We start from the raw sequence: 17867 nt of genomic DNA, 5'->3' as shown, positions 1-17867 counted from the left end.
AGACAACACGATGCGACAACCGGGGGCCATTCAATGACATCGAACGGGGCAGGGACGCCGCTCGCGACAGCAACGATTCCGGAGCCGCCGCCCGCGATCCGTCAGCCCGACGCCGCGCAGCTCGACCGGCTGCTGGCGCGGGCGCGCAAGGCGCATCAGGAGGGCGCGCTGCACCATGCCGAAAAGGCCTACGCGGAGCTGCTGGCGCTTGCGCCCGAGCATCCGGAAGGGCTGCATCTGCTCGGCGCGGTGCGCTTCCAGCAAGGGCGGCTGGCCGAGGCCGACACGCTGATGCGGAAGTCGATCGAGCGGCAGCCGGCGCCGCTCGCGCTCGCGAACCACGCGGCGGTGCTCGCCGGGCTCGGGCGCGAGCAGGACGCGCTGGCGCGCCTCGACGACGCGCTCGCGATCAACCCCGCGCACCAGCGTGCGCTGTTCCAGCGCGCGGGCCTGCTCGCGCAGCTTGCGCGTCACGACGACGCGCGCGCGGCCTACGACCGCCTGCTCGAATGCGCGCCGCAGTTCGCCGACGGCTTCGTGAAGCGCAGCGAGACGCTGCTGGCGCTCGGCCGCTGCGACGCGGCGCTGGCCGATTGCGATCGCGCGCTCGCGCTCGCCGGGCGATCGTTCGACGCGTGCCGCGCGCGCGGCCTCGCGCTGCGCGGGCTCGGGCGCTTCCGCGACGCGGCGGACAGCTACGGTCACGCGCTGGCGCTCGTGCCGGGCAGCGCCGAGGTGTTGTTCCTGCGCGGCGTCGCGCACCTGGATCTCGGCGAGCCGGCGCTCGCGCTCGCCGATTTCAACGCGGCGATCGCCGCGAGCCCGGGTTTCGTCGACGCGATCTTCAACAGCTCGATCGCGCTCGAACAGCTCGGGCGGCACGACGAGGCGCTCGTGCGCTGCGACCGCGTGCTCGCGATCGAGCCGCGGCACGCGCGCTCGCTCGCCAATCGCGGCAACGCGGCGAGCCACCTGGAGCGCTACCGCGATGCGGCCGACAGCTATGCGCATGCGCTCGACGTCGAGCCGGACAATCCCGGCGTGCTGTGCAACTACGCGAGCGCGCTGATGCGCATCGAGCGCCACGACGACGCGCACGACGCGTGCGACCGCGCGCTGGCGGCCGAGCCGGACTACTCGCCCGCGTGGTTCACGCGGGGACGCGTGCGGCTCGAGACGCACCGCTACGACGACGCGCTCGACGACTTCACGCGCGTGATCGCGGCGACGCCGCGCGACAAGTTCGCGCAGTTCCATCGCGGCAATGCGCTGCGCGCGCTGCGGCGCCACGACGACGCGCAGCAGGCCTATGCGGACGCGATCGGCATCGATCCCGACTACGTGCTCGCGCACTGCATGCGCGCGTTCCTGTGCCTGTCGATCGGCGATTTCGAAGCCGGCTGGGCCGAATACGAATGGCGCTGGCGCGACAGCCAGCTCGACGCGAGCCGACGCGCGTTCGCGCAGCCGCGCTGGACGCACGGGATGCCGCTCGACGGGCGGACGATCCTGCTGTATCCGGAGCAGGGGCTCGGCGACACGCTGCAGTTCTGCCGCTACGTGCCGCTCGTGAAGGCGCTCGGCGCGCGCGTGGTGCTCGAATCGCCGGTCGAGCTGACGGCGCTCTTCGCGACGCTCGACGGCGTCGACGCGCTGGTCGCGCGCGGCGCGCCGCTGCCGCCGTTCGACCTGCATTGCCCGCTGCTGAGCCTGCCGCTCGAATTCCGCACCGATCTTGCGTCGATTCCGTCCGGCGCGCCGTACCTACACGCGGACCCGGCGCGCGTCGCCCGCTGGCGCGAGCGGCTCGGTGAATCCGCGCGGCCGCGCATCGGCCTCGTCTGGTCCGGCAACCCGCTGCACCTGAACGACCGCAACCGCTCGATGACGCTGACCGACCTGCTGCCGCTGTTCGACGACCGCTACGAATGGGTGAGCCTGCAGAAGGTGATCCGCGACGAGGACCGCCTGCTGCTTGAAGGCGGGCCGGTCCGCTTCGTCGGCGACGAACTCGGGGATTTCGCGGATACGGCCGCGCTGACCGCGCTGATGGACTGCGTGATCAGCGTCGATACGTCGGTCGCGCACCTCGCCGGCGCGCTCGGGCGGCCGCTTGCGGTGATGCTGCCGCATACGCCCGATTTCCGCTGGCTGCTCGATCGCGACGACAGCCCGTGGTATCCGACCGCGCGGCTGTTCCGGCAGCCGGAAGGCGGCCAGTGGACGCCCGTCGTCGAACGCATCCGGGACGCGCTGCCGGCGCTGCTCGAAGGCGTCGCGCGATGAGCGCGCGTCAGGGAAGTCGCGCGATGAACGCGCAGGCCGCGCGGCCGGGAACGACGCCGGAATTCGCGCCGGGCGCGGGCCTCGGCGTGGTGCGGGCGGCGCTCGACGATGCGCTGCGCAACGCGCGCGCGCGGTTCGAACAGCGCGACTTCGCGGGCGCCGCGCGGCTGTACGAGGGCGTGCTGGCGATCGCGCCCGAACACGTCGAAGCGCTGCACCTGCTCGGCTTCGCGTACCTGCGCGTCGGCGACCCGGCGCGCGCGGAGCCGCTGATCGCGCGTTCGATGCGGGCCGGCCTGAGCCAGCCGTGGAATCTCGCGAACCACGCGGCGGCGCTCACGGGCGTCGGCCGCCATCGCGACGCGCTCGCGTCATGCGAGCGCGCGCTTGCACAGGACCCGGACCATGCGGAGGCACACGCGGTGCGCGGCGACGCGCTGCTGGCGCTCGGGGAAGGCGACGCCGCGCTCGCCGCCTACGATCGCGCGCTCGGCCGCGAGCCGGGGCATGCGCTCGCGTGGCGCAAGCGCGGCGAGACGCTGCGGGTGCTGGGCCGGCCCGCCGATGCGCTGATCAGCGTCGAACGCGCGTTGCGGATCGATCCGAACGATCCGGCCGCGCACGCCGAACGCGGCCATGCGCTGCGCGCGCTGGGGCGTCGCGACGAGGCGCTGCATTGTTATCAGCTCGCGATGGTCGTGCGCGGCAAGACGCCGGACCTCGCGCATGCATGCGGCGTCGTGCTGACCGAGCTCGGGCGTCCGGCCGACGCGCTGGCGTGCCTCGACGAAGGGCTGGCGCGCACGCCGGACGACGTGCAATTGCTGTTCGCGAGCTGCGTCGCGCTCGACCTGCTGCATGCGCGCGACGAACTGCTGAAGCGCTGCGACCGGCTGATCGCGCTGAATCGCGGCAACGCCGCCGCGTGGGGCGGCCGCGGCAATGCGCTGCTCGGGCTCGAGCGGCACGCGGACGCCGTGCATGCGTATGGCGAAGCGCTGTCGCGCGTGCCCGACGACGTCGATGCGCTGCGCAACCGCGCGGCCGCGCTGCGCGCGCTCGGCGCATTCGACGACGCGCTCGTCCACTACGACCGGGCGCTCGCGACGACCGGGCCGCAGGCTGAACTCCTTTATCACCGCGCGCTGACGCTGCAGCAGCTCGGCCGCTACGACGATGCGCTCGCTAGCCACACGGCGGCGGCCGCCGCACCCGCGGACGCCGCGCAGGCGCTGTTCACGCGTGCGGTCGCGCGCCAGCAGCTCGGCGAGCACGACGCGGCGCTCGACGACTTCGTGCGCGCATGCGAACGCGATCCGCATCACGGCGCGGCGCGCCGCTCCGAGGCGTTCTGCCGCCTGCTGATGGGCGACTTCGACACCGGCTGGCGGCAGCACGAAGCGCGCTGGCAGGCCGCCGACGTGATGCTGCACCGGCGTCACGCGGACCGGCCGCTGTGGAACGGCGACGCATCGGTCGCGGGCCGGACCGTGCTGCTGCACGCGGAGCAGGGCTACGGCGACACGCTGCAGTTCTGCCGCTACGCGAGCCTCGTCCACGACCGGGGCGCGACCGTGCTGGTCGAAGCGCCGGCCGCGCTCGGCGAGCTGCTCGGCACGTTGCGCGGCGTGAGCCGCGTCGTCACCGAAGGTCAGCCGACGCCGGCGTTCGACCTGCACTGTCCGCTGCTGAGCCTGCCTTATGCATTCCGCACCACGCTCGACACGGTGCCGGCCGACGTGCCGTACCTGCGCGCCGATGCGCGGCGGCGCGCCGCGTGGGCCGGCCGGCTCGATGCGCTCGCGCCGCCGCGCCGCTTGCGGGTCGGGCTCGCGTGGTCCGGCAACCCGCGCCATGCGAACGACGAGAACCGCTCGCTGCCGTTTGCCGAGCTCGCGCCGCTGCTGGCGCTCGACGCGACGTTCGTGAGCCTGCAGCCGCAGGTGCGCACGCGCGATGCGGCTGCGTTCGCGGCAAGCGGCGTCGTGTCGTTCGACGACGCGCTGACGGATTTCGCGGAGACGGCCGCGCTCGTCGACACGCTCGATCTCGTGATCAGCGTCGACACGTCGGTCGCGCACCTGGCCGGCGCGCTCGGGCGGCCGGTGTGGGTGCTGCTGCCGCGCGTGCCGGACTGGCGCTGGCTGCTCGAGCGTGACGACAGCCCGTGGTATCCGTCCGCGACGCTGTTCCGGCAGGCGCGGCCCGGCGACTGGCCCGCAGTCGTCGCGCGCGTCGGCGCGGCGCTCGCCGCGCTCGCGCGGTCGCACCGCGCGCCGGCGTAATCCGGCGTAATCCGGCGCATATGACAAAAGCTACGGACCTTTTCAGCGCGGCCGGAATGGTCCGTAGCACCCGCCATGCCGCTGCCACGCGGGCTTCGTATGGTCTCCGGTTTCCAGTGGCCTGTTCAGGGCGCATCGACACGCGCGGCTACGGATCGGCGCCGGCCTCGGCGCGATCGCGGCAACGCGCAATTTTCCAGGGTTCGGGGTGAAGAATGGCAGCACGCGCACTACGACAACATGACCCGATTCGTTCGCGGTCCGTCCTGAGATCGGACCTGCGTCCGCTATGCCGGGCGGTCGCCCTGATGCTGGCGGCGGGCGTCACCGCGCATGCGCAAGCGGCGGGCATCGTGAACCTCGGGCAAGCGACCGCGCGCGCGGCCGGCGGCGGCGCGGGCGGCGCCGGCAGTTTGCCGGGCGTGCCGAATCTCGGCGTGTCGCCGCAGCAGGCGCTGCAGGCGAGCCAGCCGTCGATCCGCAACCTCGGCTATGCGGCGCATGCGATCGCCGCGCAGATCGCCGCGCAGCAGAATGCGGCCGCGGCCGCCGCCAGGCTGCCGTCGAGCGTGCCGAACGGGCTCGCGCCGGGCGGCCTGCAGGTCGCGGCGGGCGCGACCAGCGACCCGAACAACCCTGTGCTGTGGTTCAACGCGAACGCGCCGCAGCAGAGCGTCGACGCGAACGGGCACGTGAACGTCGACGTCAGGCAGACCGGGCAGAACGCCGTGCTGACGTGGGAGACGATGAACGTCGGCCGGCAGACGACGCTCAATTTCGACCAGTCGGCCGGCACGCAGACGAACGGCGCGAACAACTGGGCGGTGCTGAACCGCGTCAACGACCCGAGCGGGCGGCCGAGCCAGATTCTGGGGAGCATCACCGCGCAGGGGGCGGTGTACGTGATCAACCGCAACGGCGTGCTGTTCGGGGCGGGGTCGCAGGTCAACGTGCATTCGCTGGTGGCGTCGTCGCTCGACCTGCTGAACATGAACAACACCAACCAGACCGTGATCAACAAGGTTCCGGTTGTGACGGGCAATCTCGCGCAGGATGCCGCCGGGATCGTCGCGAGCAACAGGCAGTTCCTGAGCCTGCCGGCCGGGACGACGGGCGGGCTCGCGTTTCCGGAGTCGGGCAGCTCGACCGGGGTGAACGGCAGCAACGGAATCCCGAACGAGGTGCTCGGCCTCGGCAACCAGGTCAACCTCACGTCGGCCAGCCAGTATCAGCCGTGGGGCGACGTCAGCATCGAACAGGGCGCGTCGATTACCACGCATGCGAACGGCAACGTCAGCGACGGCGGCTTCGTGATGATCGCCGCGCCGAACGTGACGAACGCGGGGCGCATCACGGCGACGGACGGCCAGGTCGTGCTGGCGGCCGGCGTCGGCGTGAGCCTGCGGCCGAACGGGTTCGGCAAGGCCAATCCGCAGGTGCTGCTGCCGGAATTGAGCGGACAGATCGCGCTGCTCGGGCCGAACGGCCAGGCGACCGACATCACGCCGGCCGGCACGCTGACCAATACCGGGATCGTCGAGGCGGCGCGCGGCAACGTGAACCTGCTCGGCAGCCGGGTGGCGCAGAACGGGGTGGTCGGCGTGACGACGAGCGTCAATGCGCCCGGCACGATCACGATCTCCACGGTCGACGAATACCAGTCCAACAATCCGGCCGGCGCCGCGTATCTCGGGCAGGCGCTCGTGACGACGAGCCAGCAAAGCACCGGCAGCGACACGCATCGCGCCGGCCTGCTGAGCTTCGGCCCCGATTCGGTGACGACGGTGATGCCGGACGGCAACGGCCAGACGACGCCGTCGACGCCCGGCGCGACGTTCACGCCGGGCAGCATCGGCATGACGGCCGGATCGGTCTGGTTCCAGGGCGGCTCGCTGATCGAAGCGCCCGGCTCGACCGTTTCCGTCGCCGCGCTGACGCCGTCCACGTCGAATGCCCGGACGCCCGCGGGCCAGACCGCCGTGCCCGGCCGCATCTACGTGGACAACGGCGCGACGATCGACGTTTCCGGTCTCGCGAATGTCGCGGCGCCGATCTCGCAGACGCTCGTGACGGTCGACCGGATCGGCCAGAACGAACTCGCCGATTCGCCGCTGCTGCGCAACGGCTTCCTGTTCGGGCTCAAGAACGTCGTCGTCGACAGCACGCTGACCGGCACGCGCAGCGACGGCGTGCAGTGGGTCGGCAGTCCGATCCTCAACCTGTCGGGCTACGTGAACCTGATCCCGCGCACGGTCAACCAGTTGCTGACCAACGGCGGCTCGATCACGCTGTCCGGCAACGAGGTGATGACCGCGGCGGGCTCGTCGATGAACCTGAACGGCGGCTACGTGCATTACGACGGCGGGGTGGTCGATACGACGCGCCTCGTCGATGCGAACGGCGCGATCGTGCCGATCGGGAAGGCCAGCCCGTACGAGCGCTACGTCGGCGTCGCGGGCCAGTTCATCGAATCCCACCCGCGCTGGGGCGTGACGAAGTCGTGGTTCAATCCGCTGCTGACGGGCGGAATCTATCAGCCGGACTATCTCGTCGGCGGCAACGCGGGCACGCTCGACGTCTATGCGACGCAGGCGCTGGTGCTCGACGGCGACATCAGCGCGCAGGCGTTCGGCGGCGCGAAGCAGATGCAGGGCAACAGCCTGCCGACCGGCGGGACGTTCAACCTCGGCGCCGATCCGAAGCTCGGCGGCACGGCACTGGCGGGCCTGACGTCGAACAACCACGAAACCGGGAACGGCACGACCGGCCTGGTCGTGCTGCAGGACAACGCGCCCAGGCTCGACGAAGTCGCGCCGGGCTTCTCGATCGATACCCCGCTCGATGCGAAGACGCTGCAGGCGCTGCCCGCCACCGACCCGCGCAACGTGCTGTCGACCACGGTGGTGCCGGTCGCGACGTTGAACAACGGCGGCTTCGCGAACCTGAACGTGACCGAGGACAAGGTTGGCGGCATGGGGATCGTGGTTCCGCAAGGCACGCAACTGGCCTTGCAGCCGGGCGGCTCCATTTCGCTCAGCAGCGTGCGTCCCGGCGCCGACGTCAACGTGGCAGGCAAGCTGATCGTGCCGTCGGGTTCGATCTCGATCGCGAGCGGCGGCAATGTCGTCGTGGGGCCGCAGGCGGTGATCGGCGCGGCCGGACAGTGGGTCAACAACGACGTGCAGGCCGCGCCCGGCACGACGCCTGGCAACAGCCAGTTCATCAACGGCGGCAGCATCTCGCTGTCGGCGGTGCAGGGGGCGCTGATCGGCGACGGCGGCCAGATCGCCGACGCGACGGGTTCGGTGCTGTTGCAGCCCGGCAGCGTGCTGGACGTGTCGAGCGGCGGCGAGATGCTGGCGAACGGCCAGATGCTGATGCAGAACGGGGTGCCGGTCGGACGCGGCGGCAATGTCTCGCTGCAGACGTATGCCGCATCCCAGACGAAGCAGTTCGGCCACCGCGCCGATGGCGGCACGTCCTTGCCCACCGCGCAGCCGACGGCCGGCACGCTCGCGCTGGGCGGCACGATCCTCAGCGAAGGGTTTTCGGGCGGCGGCACGCTGACGCTCCAGGCGCTCGGGTTCCGGATCGGCGGCGATGCGGCCGCCGCGTCGCCGTGGGACGTCTATCTCCCCGAGCGCTTCTTCGCACGGCAGGGATTCGGCAAGTACGTGCTGAACGCGTATTACGACACGACGGTCGCGCCGGGCGCATCGGTCGGCGTCACGCAACTGAACCGCATCCCGGACGCGGTGGCGCTTCGGCAGGCCGGCACGGGCGCGAACCTGTCGGCGGGCGGCCTGACGACGATCGGCCAGCTCGATGCCTTTCACCGGCAGGCGACGAATCTGGTCCTGACGGGCGGTAATTTCACGTCCTGGCTGGACGGATCGTCCGGCACGTTGCCGTCGTATCCGGGCGTGACCGGCGCGGTCACGTTGTCGGAAGGCGCGTCGATTCACGCGGACGCCGGCGCGAGCATCGGCCTCGGTTCGCCGGCGCAAGTCACGGTGCTCGGCTCGATCGTCGCGCCGGGCGGGTCGATCACGCTGAGCGCGGACGGGAACGGCACCTTTGCGCAGGCGGGGCAGTTCAACACCCGTTTCACGAGCGCGAGCCAGTCGGTCTGGCTCGGCGCGGCCGCGGCGCTCGACGTATCGGGCACGGCATTGGCCAATCCGCTCGCCGCACCGGTCAGGATCGGCGGAACGGCCGTCGTGCCGAATACCGGCAAGGTGTTGCCCGGCGGCGCGGTGACGCTGTCGAGCGATACCGGCTACGTGGTCGCGCAGGCGGGATCGAGGATCGACGTATCGGGCACGTCGGCGAATTTCGATCAGTTGCAGGCGAACGGCATGGTTGCATCGCAACCGGTGTGGAGCGACGCGGGCTCGATCACGCTGTCGGCGGCGAACGGCCTGTTCGCGGATGCGACGCTCGCGGCGCATGCGGGCGCCGCGCAGGCGCGGGGCGGCACGCTGACGATACTGCCGCACCAGAACGACGGCGCGACCGGTACGGCGCTCGTCGTGCGGCAAGGCGGAACCTTCGCGCCCGCCGGGCTGGCGCCGGGACAGGGCTTCGCGGCGGCGATCGATCCGACGACCGGTCTGCCGATCGGCCAGCCGAGCGGCGTCATTCAGTTCGCCGTCGACCGGTTGGGCGGGTCCGGGATCGCGAACCTCGTGCTGGGCAGCGGCGTGCCGTCCGGTCTCAACGGCGTGCAGGCGCCGCCGATCCTGTTTGCCGGCAATGTCGCGATGGCGCTCCCGGAATCGGTGACGCTGAACACGGGGCGTATCGCGGCCATCGACACGGGGCAGTTGTCGACGTTGCTGTCGACGCCTGCGCGCCGGCCGGACGGGACGATCACATCGGCCGTCGATGCGTTGCTGGCGCAGCCGCCGCAAGCGCCGCTCGGCACGACGGTCGCGATCGGCGCGCCGTACGTCGCGTTGTCGGGGCCGGGCATCACGTCGCAGTCGCCGTTGTTCACGCCGGTCGCGACGCTGTCCGATGCGACGCTGAACGTGAATGCGTCGTTCATCGACCTGAAGAACCAGCTCCAGCTGAACAATTTCGGTCACGCGAACTTCGCGAGCGGCGGCGATATCCGCCTGAGCTCGACCACCGCCGACCAGTCCAACTCGAAGCTGGCGCCGGGCGTCCTCTACACGCCCGGCGACGTGACGTTCAAGGCGGCCGACCTGTATCCGGCGACCGGCAGCAAGTTCGTCATCGACGCGGTCGGCCCGACCGATCCGGCGACCGGCAAGCCGGCGCCGACGACGGTCACGTTCGCGTCGAACGGCGCGTCGGGCACGCCGCTGTCCGCGGGCGGCACGCTGCTGGTGGACGCGACGAACATCGTGCAGGGCGGCACGGTGCGTGCGCCGTCGGGCACGCTCGTGTTCGGTGTCGGCGATCCGGCGAACGCCGCAACGCTCGCGCAGTTCGCGGGCCTGCCGCTCGTCGCGACGGATTCGGTCAGGCTGGCGAACGGCAGCGTGACATCGGTCTCGAACGGCGATGCGATCATCCCTTACGGCGCGACGATCGACGGCGTCGAATGGCAGTTCAATCCGGTCCTCGGCGCGACGACGACCGACCTGAGCGCGCCGCCCGCGAAGTATGTGGGCGTGAACGGCGGCAACGTCGCGCTCGACAAGGGCGCGACGATCGACCTGTCGGGCGGCGGCGACCTGCGGGCGGCCGAATGGGTGCCGGGCACGGGCGGCACGCGGGACGTGCTGTCGCAGTACAACGTGAGCTATGCGGGCGGGAAGGGCGCGGCCGCGGCGCCGGTCAACGCCGGGGCCGGCAACGTCTATGCGATCCTGCCGGGCGCGCAGTCGCCCGTCGCCGCGTATGACCCGACGTTCGCGCAAACGCTGCAGCCGTCGACCGGTCAGGACGGCCAGGCGACGACCACGACGGCGACGCTCGGCATCGGTCAGGCCGGCGTGACCGATCCGGTCGGCAAGGCCGTTTACCTGTCGGGCGTGCCGGGGCTGGCGGCCGGTTACTACACGCTGCTGCCGGGCAAGTACGCGACGGTGCCGGGCGCGTTCCGCGTCACGGTTTCAGGCACGACCGGCAACGTCGCGCCTGGCGCGAGCAAGGTGCTGCCGGACGGCACGGTCGTGACGGCCGGCTACTTCGCCAACGCGCTGACGGGCGGCCGCAGCGCGACGCCGACGCTGTTCAGCGTGCAGTCCGGCCAGGTCTGGCAGCAGTACTCGCAATACATGCTGACAGGCGCGAACGCGTACTTCACGAAGCTTGCCGCAACCAAGGGCAACGTGACCCCGCAGTTGCCGGTGGATGGCGGTCAGCTGGTGCTCGCGGCGACGAAGGCGCTCGCGCTCGGCGCAACGTTGAATGCGGCCGCCGGCGCCGGCGGCGCGCCGGCCGAGGTCGACATCGCATCGCAGGACATCCAGATCACCGGCAACGGCAGCGCATCGCTGCCCGGCTATCTGCAGATCGGCAGCGATGCGCTCGGTTCGCTGAACGCGGGCAGCCTGCTGATCGGCGGCACGCGCGCGGCGACGACGCGCGGCGTCACGATCACGCCGATCGCGAACAGCGTGGTCGTGTCGAACGACGGGAGCACGGCGCTCAAGGGGCCGGAAATCCTGCTCGTGACGAAGACCGATGGCGGCGGCACGGATCCGAATGCGGCGAACGGCCTGCGCGTCGACGCCGGCGCATCGATCGCGGCAACCGGCGATTACCCGGCGGCGAAGGATCAGCCGATCGCGATTGCGGGCGACGGCGCGCTGCTGCGCGTGTCGAACGGCGCGATGGCGCCGCTCGCGCGCACCGGCGGCACGGGCACCGGTTTGCTGACGGTCGGCGCGGGCGCGACGCTCACGGGCGGACAAGCGCTGATGCTCGATTCGTCCGGCAACCTGAAGGTTGATCCGAGCGCGGCGCTGTCGGCCAGGTCGATCACGGCGGACGGCTCGGCCATCACGTTCACGAACGCGAGCGGCGCCGCCGCTTCGGCCCTGCCGGGTTTCGTGATCGATCCGGCGGGGCTTGCGCAGCTTGCCAACGCGCAGCAGGTGACGCTGCGCAGTTACGGCGCGATGGGTTTCGTCGGCGACGTGAACGCGACGTTCGGCAACAGCGTGGACCTGAGCGCGGGCACGTTCACGAGCGACGGCGGCCAGGTGACGTTGAATGCGCAGCAGATCGCGTTCACGAACGAGATGGCGGCGACCGGCAGCGCGGCCACGCCGGGCAGCGGCATGCTGACGGTCAACGCGAAGGAGATCGACTTCGGCGCGGGCAGCAAGAACGTGAGCGGATTCGGGGCCGCGATCATGAACGCGACCGGCGGCATCGTCGGGCAGGGCACGGGCACGTTCGACTTCGGCGCACTGCCGGTGACGCTCGATGCGCCGGTCTATCTTGCCGACACGCGTTCGGCATCGACCGCGAAGACGACCGGCGCGCTGACGCTGAACGGCGCGACGGGCACACCCTTGACGCGCAGCGCGGTCGGCGGCGCGTGGACGTTCGTCGGCGGGACCGTGGCCGACAATGGCGCGACGATCCGCGCGCCGGCGGGCAACGTGACGCTCGAAGCGACGAGCGGCGACCTGACGATCGGCGGCGGATCGACGGTCAGTTCGGCGGGCGTGTCCAAGCAGTTCTTCGACGTGACGCGCTACGCGCCGGCCGGCTCGATCACGCTGACGGCCGACGCAGGGACGGTGAACGTCCAGGCCGGCTCGACGCTCGATTTTTCCGGGGCCCATGGCGGCGGCGCGGCCGGCAGCGTCACGCTGTCGGCGCCGCGGCAGGTCGTGAACCTGAACGGCACGCTCAAGGGCCGCGCGGCGAGCGGCTACGCGGGCGGCTCGTTCTCGCTCGACACGGGCGGCGCGGCCGATCTCGACGCGCTGTCGACGACCCTCGCGTCGAGCGGCGTGAACCAGTCGATCGCGATCCATACGAAGACGGGCAACCTGACGCTGTCGCCGGGCAACACGCTGACCGCGCATGCGGTGCAGCTCACGGCCGACGGCGGCGCGGGCCGTGCGCCCGATGCGGCGCACGGCAACGTGAACGTGCTCGGCACGATCGACGCGTCGGGCAAGGCGGGCGGCCAGATCGACCTGTACGGCCGCAACGGCGTGGATATCGAGGGTTCACTGCTGGCGCGCGGCTCCGATCCGAAGCAGCGCGGCGGCAAGGTCAATATCGGCACGAGCGCGCTGTTCGATCCGACGATCGTCGATGCGAACGGCAACTCGATCGCGAACAACGCGACGTACGGTTACGAGCATTTCCTGCGCGCGAACGCCGGCGCGATCACGCTGGGCGCGAACGCGCTGATCGACGTATCGGGCGGAACGGCGGGCGGACTGTCGGGCGGCACCGTGAACTTCCGCGCGCCGCTGCTGATGGACAACGGCGTGCAGGTCAGCCTGCCGGATGCGTTCAACGACGGCAAGGGCATTGCCGGGTCGCGCGCGACCACGCTCGAGGCCTACGGGGTGTGGAGCACGACGGACGCGACGACGGGTGCGAAGCATTTCGACGGCGTCGTCGATCCGGCGGGCTGGTACGACCGCAGCGGTCACTTGCTGGCCGGCACGTTTACCGCGCAGGGGGCGTCCGGTACGCCCGCGAAATTTTCCTTCACGCCTGACGGCACGGGCGGCGGCACGCTGACGAACCAGGCGACGGGCGCGACGGCGGCCGTGACGCAGGCACAACTGCAGGGCGGCAATTCGGCGATCGGCTTCGGCGGGCTGAACAACATGGTCTTCGCGCCGGCAAGCGGCGGTGCGAATACGGATCACCAGACGTTCTACGGGTATCAGAACGGCGATGCGTCGACCGCCGCGCCGGGCACGCTGATGGGGTTCGTGCGGCACGGGCTGGACGCGCTGGCGGATCCGTTCGCCGGAAAGAACATCGCGAATGCGCATGTGGCGCCGGGCATCGAGCTGGACAACCCGAGCCACGCGATCAACGGCGGCGACATCCAGGTGCTGACCAACTGGAACCTCGGCGCCGGCACGTCGCCGACGGACCTCGCGTTCCGCTTCCAGGGGCAGGCGCCGATCGTGACGCTGCGCGCCGAGAACAACGTGTCGGTGAAGGCGAGCCTGACCGACGGCTTCTTCCAGATCGCGAACCCGCTCGGCGGAGGCGGGACGCTGCCGGTGCCGCCGCTCTCGACGCTCGACGCGGCTCAGGCAATCTTCAAGCTGCCGTCCGGCTACAACGCGAACTACCAATACGGTATCTGGTACTACGCGACCAAGAATCTCGCGTTTGCCCCGGGGACGCCGGTCGGCGGGACGCCGGACGAGGTTGCGGAGTATTACGCGCTGTACATGGCGTACGCGAATTATCTCGATGAAACGGCGACCAGCATTTCGTCGATGCTGGGCATGAACTCGGCCTACAACAACATCGGCATCGTCAAGACCCTTCGGCTCGGCGGCAGCGTGTGGCCTGGACAACCGGCTGCGCCGCGCGCGCCCTCCGCGGCGGAGCAGGCCGTCAATCCGGGCGCCTATCTGATTTACCTCAGCCAATACAGCACGTACTTGCTTGCGGCGGCGCAATTCTTCGCGCAGCATCCGACGCAACGGCCGCTCGTGGACATCGTCACGCCGCCAACTGTCCAGCCGGTCGCGGTGATCACGACGCCGACGATCAGCCTGCCGGCCGTGACGGACAACACGCCGTCGCCGGTGGCGACGGCGGCGAATCCCATCCCGCTCCAGGCTGCGTCGCTCGCCGGGGGGGCGAGCAGCTCCTTCAGGGTGGTGGCCGGCTCGGACCTGGGCAGCACGAACCCGCTGGCCGTTCAGGCGTTGACGCCGGGCACCGCGTCGAACGTGCGGAGCGTGACCTTCGACGGCCATTCCGCGTACGTGGACGCCAACGGCCAGACGCTGCTTGCGCCGACGGCGATCCGCACCGGCACCGGGTCGATCGACGTGGCGGCGGGGAACGGCATCGCGTTGTTCGACGTGGACGCCGCGCGCGCGAACCGCACGGACGTGCTCGTTCCGGGCGTGATCTATACGGGCGGCGCGCCCGCGGCGGCCGCGCCCGCAGGCGGCAACAGCCTGGCGATCGTGCATGCGGGAAACGGCTATCAGGACATACTGGTCACTCCGACCGTCAGTCCGGATTCCGCCGGCGACATCACGATCCACGCCCAGGGCGACATCACCGGCGCCGAATACCTGGCCGACGTGAGCGGGGCGGTGACCGGGCAGCGCGGCGCCAACATCAGCCCGTTCTGGTGGCAGTGGATGCAGATCGGCAATCCGACCGGGACGGTGGGTGCGACCCATCCCGTTACACAGACCATCCAGACGTCGATCAACTTCGGCGCGTTCGATCAGGGCGTGCTGAGCGCGGGCGGGAACGTCTCCGTGTCGGCGGGCGGGAATATCGCCGATCTGTCGGTGTCGTTGCCGACGACGTGGTGGCTGACCGGCGCCAATACGGATAGTCCGACCGTCAACACGGTCGGCGGCGGCAACCTGACGGTGCGCGCCGGCGGCGACATCCTGAGCGGCGGCTACTTCGTCGCGAAGGGAACGGGGACGATCACGGCGGGGGGGAAGATCGGGTCGGACGTCGCGGTGCCTTCGCAGTTCGTCGGCCAGCCGCCCGTGACGGTGGATACGCTGCTGGCGACGCAGGACGGCGTGCTCGACGTGAATGCCCGGCAAGGCGTCAGCATCGCGCGCGTGTTCGATCCGTCGTACACGCAGGGCAGATCGCTGTTGAATGCGTACCAGCAGCGCGCGGACATGCAGGGCTATTCGACGGCGTCCGCCGTCAATATCGCGTCGACGACAGGCGACGTGGCGATCGGCACGCTCTCCGCCGTCGACCTGATCGGTGGCGGCGCGACCTACACGCCGACGCCCGGCTTGAACGACCTGTCGTTCGTCCTGCCCGCGTCGGTGAGCCTGAGCGCGTTCACCGGCGGCATCACGGTGGCGGCCAGCGGTGCACTCTACCCGTCGCCGTCGGGCAATCTGAGCCTGATCGCCGACCAGTCGATCAATCTGTCGGGCATGAATTCCAGGGATGTCGCGCCGGTATTCGGCATGCTCGACGTCGACCCGTCCGCGATGCCCGCGCCGGCCAGACCGTACGTGAACGTCGCGTCGCCGACCCTTGCGTCGGCGGCGGCGCACCATGCCGTCGCGCTGCACCGCGACGACGCCGTGCCGGCGAGAATCTACAGCCTGAACGGCGACATCGTCGACGGCGTGCTGCAGACGTCGGGCAGCAGCGCGGGGTTCTACGACAACCTGATCCCCGTGGCGATCGACAAGCCTGCGTTGATTCAGGCAGGGCGAGACATCGTGAACCTGTCGTTCCTGGGGCAAAACCTGCGCAAGTCCGACGTGACGCGTATCGTGGCGGGGCGCGATATCTACGACACGCCGCTGCTGTATAACGCCAACGGCATCGTGCCGGTGCTGAAGCTCGGCGGCCCCGGGACGTTCGACGTCGAGGCGGGCCGGAACATCGGCCCGCTGACCAGCCAGCTGGAAGTGTCCTCGGTCTTCTTGAACCCGGTCGGCATGGCGACCGGCATCAACGCGATCGGCAACGCGAACAACCCGTACCTGCCCCATGAAAGCGCGAACGTCAACGTGCTGTTCGGTATCGGGCCGGGTATCGATACCGCGTCGTTCGTCTCCACGTACATCGATCCGGCGAGCGCCGTGCCGGGCGTCCCCGGCAGCGCGTCCGCGCTCGTCACGTTCATGCAGCAGTACGAGGCGGGCCGCTCGGTCGATACCGGGCTGGTCAACGACCAGCCGGCCGTCAAGCCGCTGAGCGTCGAGCAAGCGTGGTCGAAATTCAAGGCGCTGCCGCAGTACGTCCAGCAGCTCTTTGCGGAACAGGTGCTGTTCAACGTGCTGACCCGGGTCGGGGAGGACTACAACAATCCGGCGAGCCCGTATTACCAGAAGTATGCGCGCGGCTACGAGGCGCTCAACACGATGTTCCCCGCCTCGTTCGGCTACACGGCGAACCATCTCGGCGGCGGCGGCAACGGCGCGAACAAGGCGGTCGGCACGGGCGACCTGGATATCCGCAGCACGACCATCCAGACGCAGCAGGGCGGCAACGTGTCGATTCTCGGGCCGGGCGGGCAGGCGCTCGTCGGCAGTACGTCCGCGCCGCCGCAGATCGTTGCCGGCGACGGCACGGTGATCGCGGGACCGGGAACGATGGGCATCCTAACGCTCGAGAAGGGCGACATCGATATCTTCGCGGATCGCAGCGTGCTGCTCGCGCAGAGCCGGATCTTCACCGAGCAGGGCGGCGACATGACGATCTGGAGCTCGAACGGCGACATCAACGCGGGCAAGGGCGCGAAGTCGTCGGCCGATACGCCGGCGCCGCAATACGCGTGCGACGCGAACCACTACTGCACGGTCGACGCGCGCGGGCAGGTCACGGGCGCCGGCATCGCGACGTTGCAGAGCGTGCCGGGCGTGCCGCTCGGCACCATCAACCTGGTCGCGCCGCGCGGCACGGTCGATGCGGGCGACGCCGGCATTCGCGCCGGCAACCTGAATGTCGCGGCGCTGCACGTGGTGAACGCGGACAACATCCAGGCGACCGGCGCGGTGTCCGGCATTCCGCTCGTGCAGGCGGTGAATACGGGCGCGTTGACGGCGGCGGGCGCGGCGGCGTCGGCAGCGAGCCAGGTCGCGCAGGACATCGCGAAGAACAACGCGTCCGGCGCGCCGGCGCGGCGCTGGACGATTTCGGTGCAGGTCGAGGGCTTCGGCGATGCGGACGGCGACGGCTCGAGGAAGCACAAGCGCGAGCAGGTCGGCTACGACCCGTCGAGCGCGGTGTCGATTCTCGGATTCGGGCAGGCGGGGCCGGCGCAGCGGGCGGCGTTGACGGCGGAGGAGCGGGGGAAGCTGGGCAAGATCTGATTCGACGGGGCGGGCCGCCAGGGTGACCGGCGGTCCGTTTGTTCAACGACCGGTGATCGTGCCCGTGCAGACGCCCGGATTGCCGGTGTCGAGGTTGAAGCCGCTTGCGTTGCTCAGGACGTCATGGACGGCCGCCGTGACGGCGGGGGCTGCATGGCATTGACTCAGGATGATCTCGCTCGTGCCGGTACGTGCCGGTAATCGGATACCCGGAACCGGGCCGGCCGATGTCGGGCACCCAACGGGTCGGCAGGACGACGTGTCTCGATCCGCCGGCGCTCGTGTCCGGGTTTCGCCGCGTGGAGGTGTTGCGATCGCTGTTGTCGCGCTT

Annotated in this window: 3 protein-coding genes; all 3 read left to right on the top strand. The window is 70.5% G+C overall.

Annotated features, from left to right (window positions below):
* The first annotated feature begins 33 nt into the window (after positions 1-33).
* The 3 genes from B7P44_RS27325 to B7P44_RS27315 all read left to right on the top strand — a co-directional run bounded on the left by B7P44_RS27325 (position 34) and on the right by B7P44_RS27315 (position 17536).
* On the top strand, positions 34-2286 hold the full coding sequence (locus B7P44_RS27325; protein WP_084909024.1) for a tetratricopeptide repeat protein: 2253 nt from the start codon (positions 34-36) through the stop codon (positions 2284-2286).
* Complete coding sequence (locus B7P44_RS27320) at positions 2283-4571, top strand: tetratricopeptide repeat protein (protein ID WP_231716722.1); 2289 nt, start codon at positions 2283-2285, stop codon at positions 4569-4571. Before B7P44_RS27325 ends, B7P44_RS27320 begins: the two co-directional genes overlap by 4 nt.
* A gap of 308 nt (positions 4572-4879) precedes the next feature.
* Positions 4880-17536: a filamentous hemagglutinin family protein gene (locus B7P44_RS27315; protein WP_231716721.1), complete on the top strand. Its 12657-nt coding sequence runs from the start codon at positions 4880-4882 to the stop codon at positions 17534-17536.
* The last annotated feature ends 331 nt before the right edge of the window (positions 17537-17867 follow it).

It is taken from the genome of Burkholderia ubonensis subsp. mesacidophila (assembly GCF_002097715.1).
GTDB lineage: Bacteria > Pseudomonadota > Gammaproteobacteria > Burkholderiales > Burkholderiaceae > Burkholderia > Burkholderia mesacidophila.
Note: the sequence above shows the minus strand (reverse complement) of the source record. Positions and strands in the feature narration are given on the sequence as shown.

Bases quoted from the DNA above. Each gene is read 5' to 3' on its own strand.
- B7P44_RS27315 (WP_231716721.1), top strand. From the start codon at position 4,880: ATGCTGGCGGCGGGCGTCACCGCGCATGCGCAAGCGGCGGGCATCGTG.
- B7P44_RS27325 (WP_084909024.1), top strand. From the start codon at position 34: ATGACATCGAACGGGGCAGGGACGCCGCTCGCGACAGCAACGATTCCG.
- B7P44_RS27320 (WP_231716722.1), top strand. From the start codon at position 2,283: ATGAGCGCGCGTCAGGGAAGTCGCGCGATGAACGCGCAGGCCGCGCGG.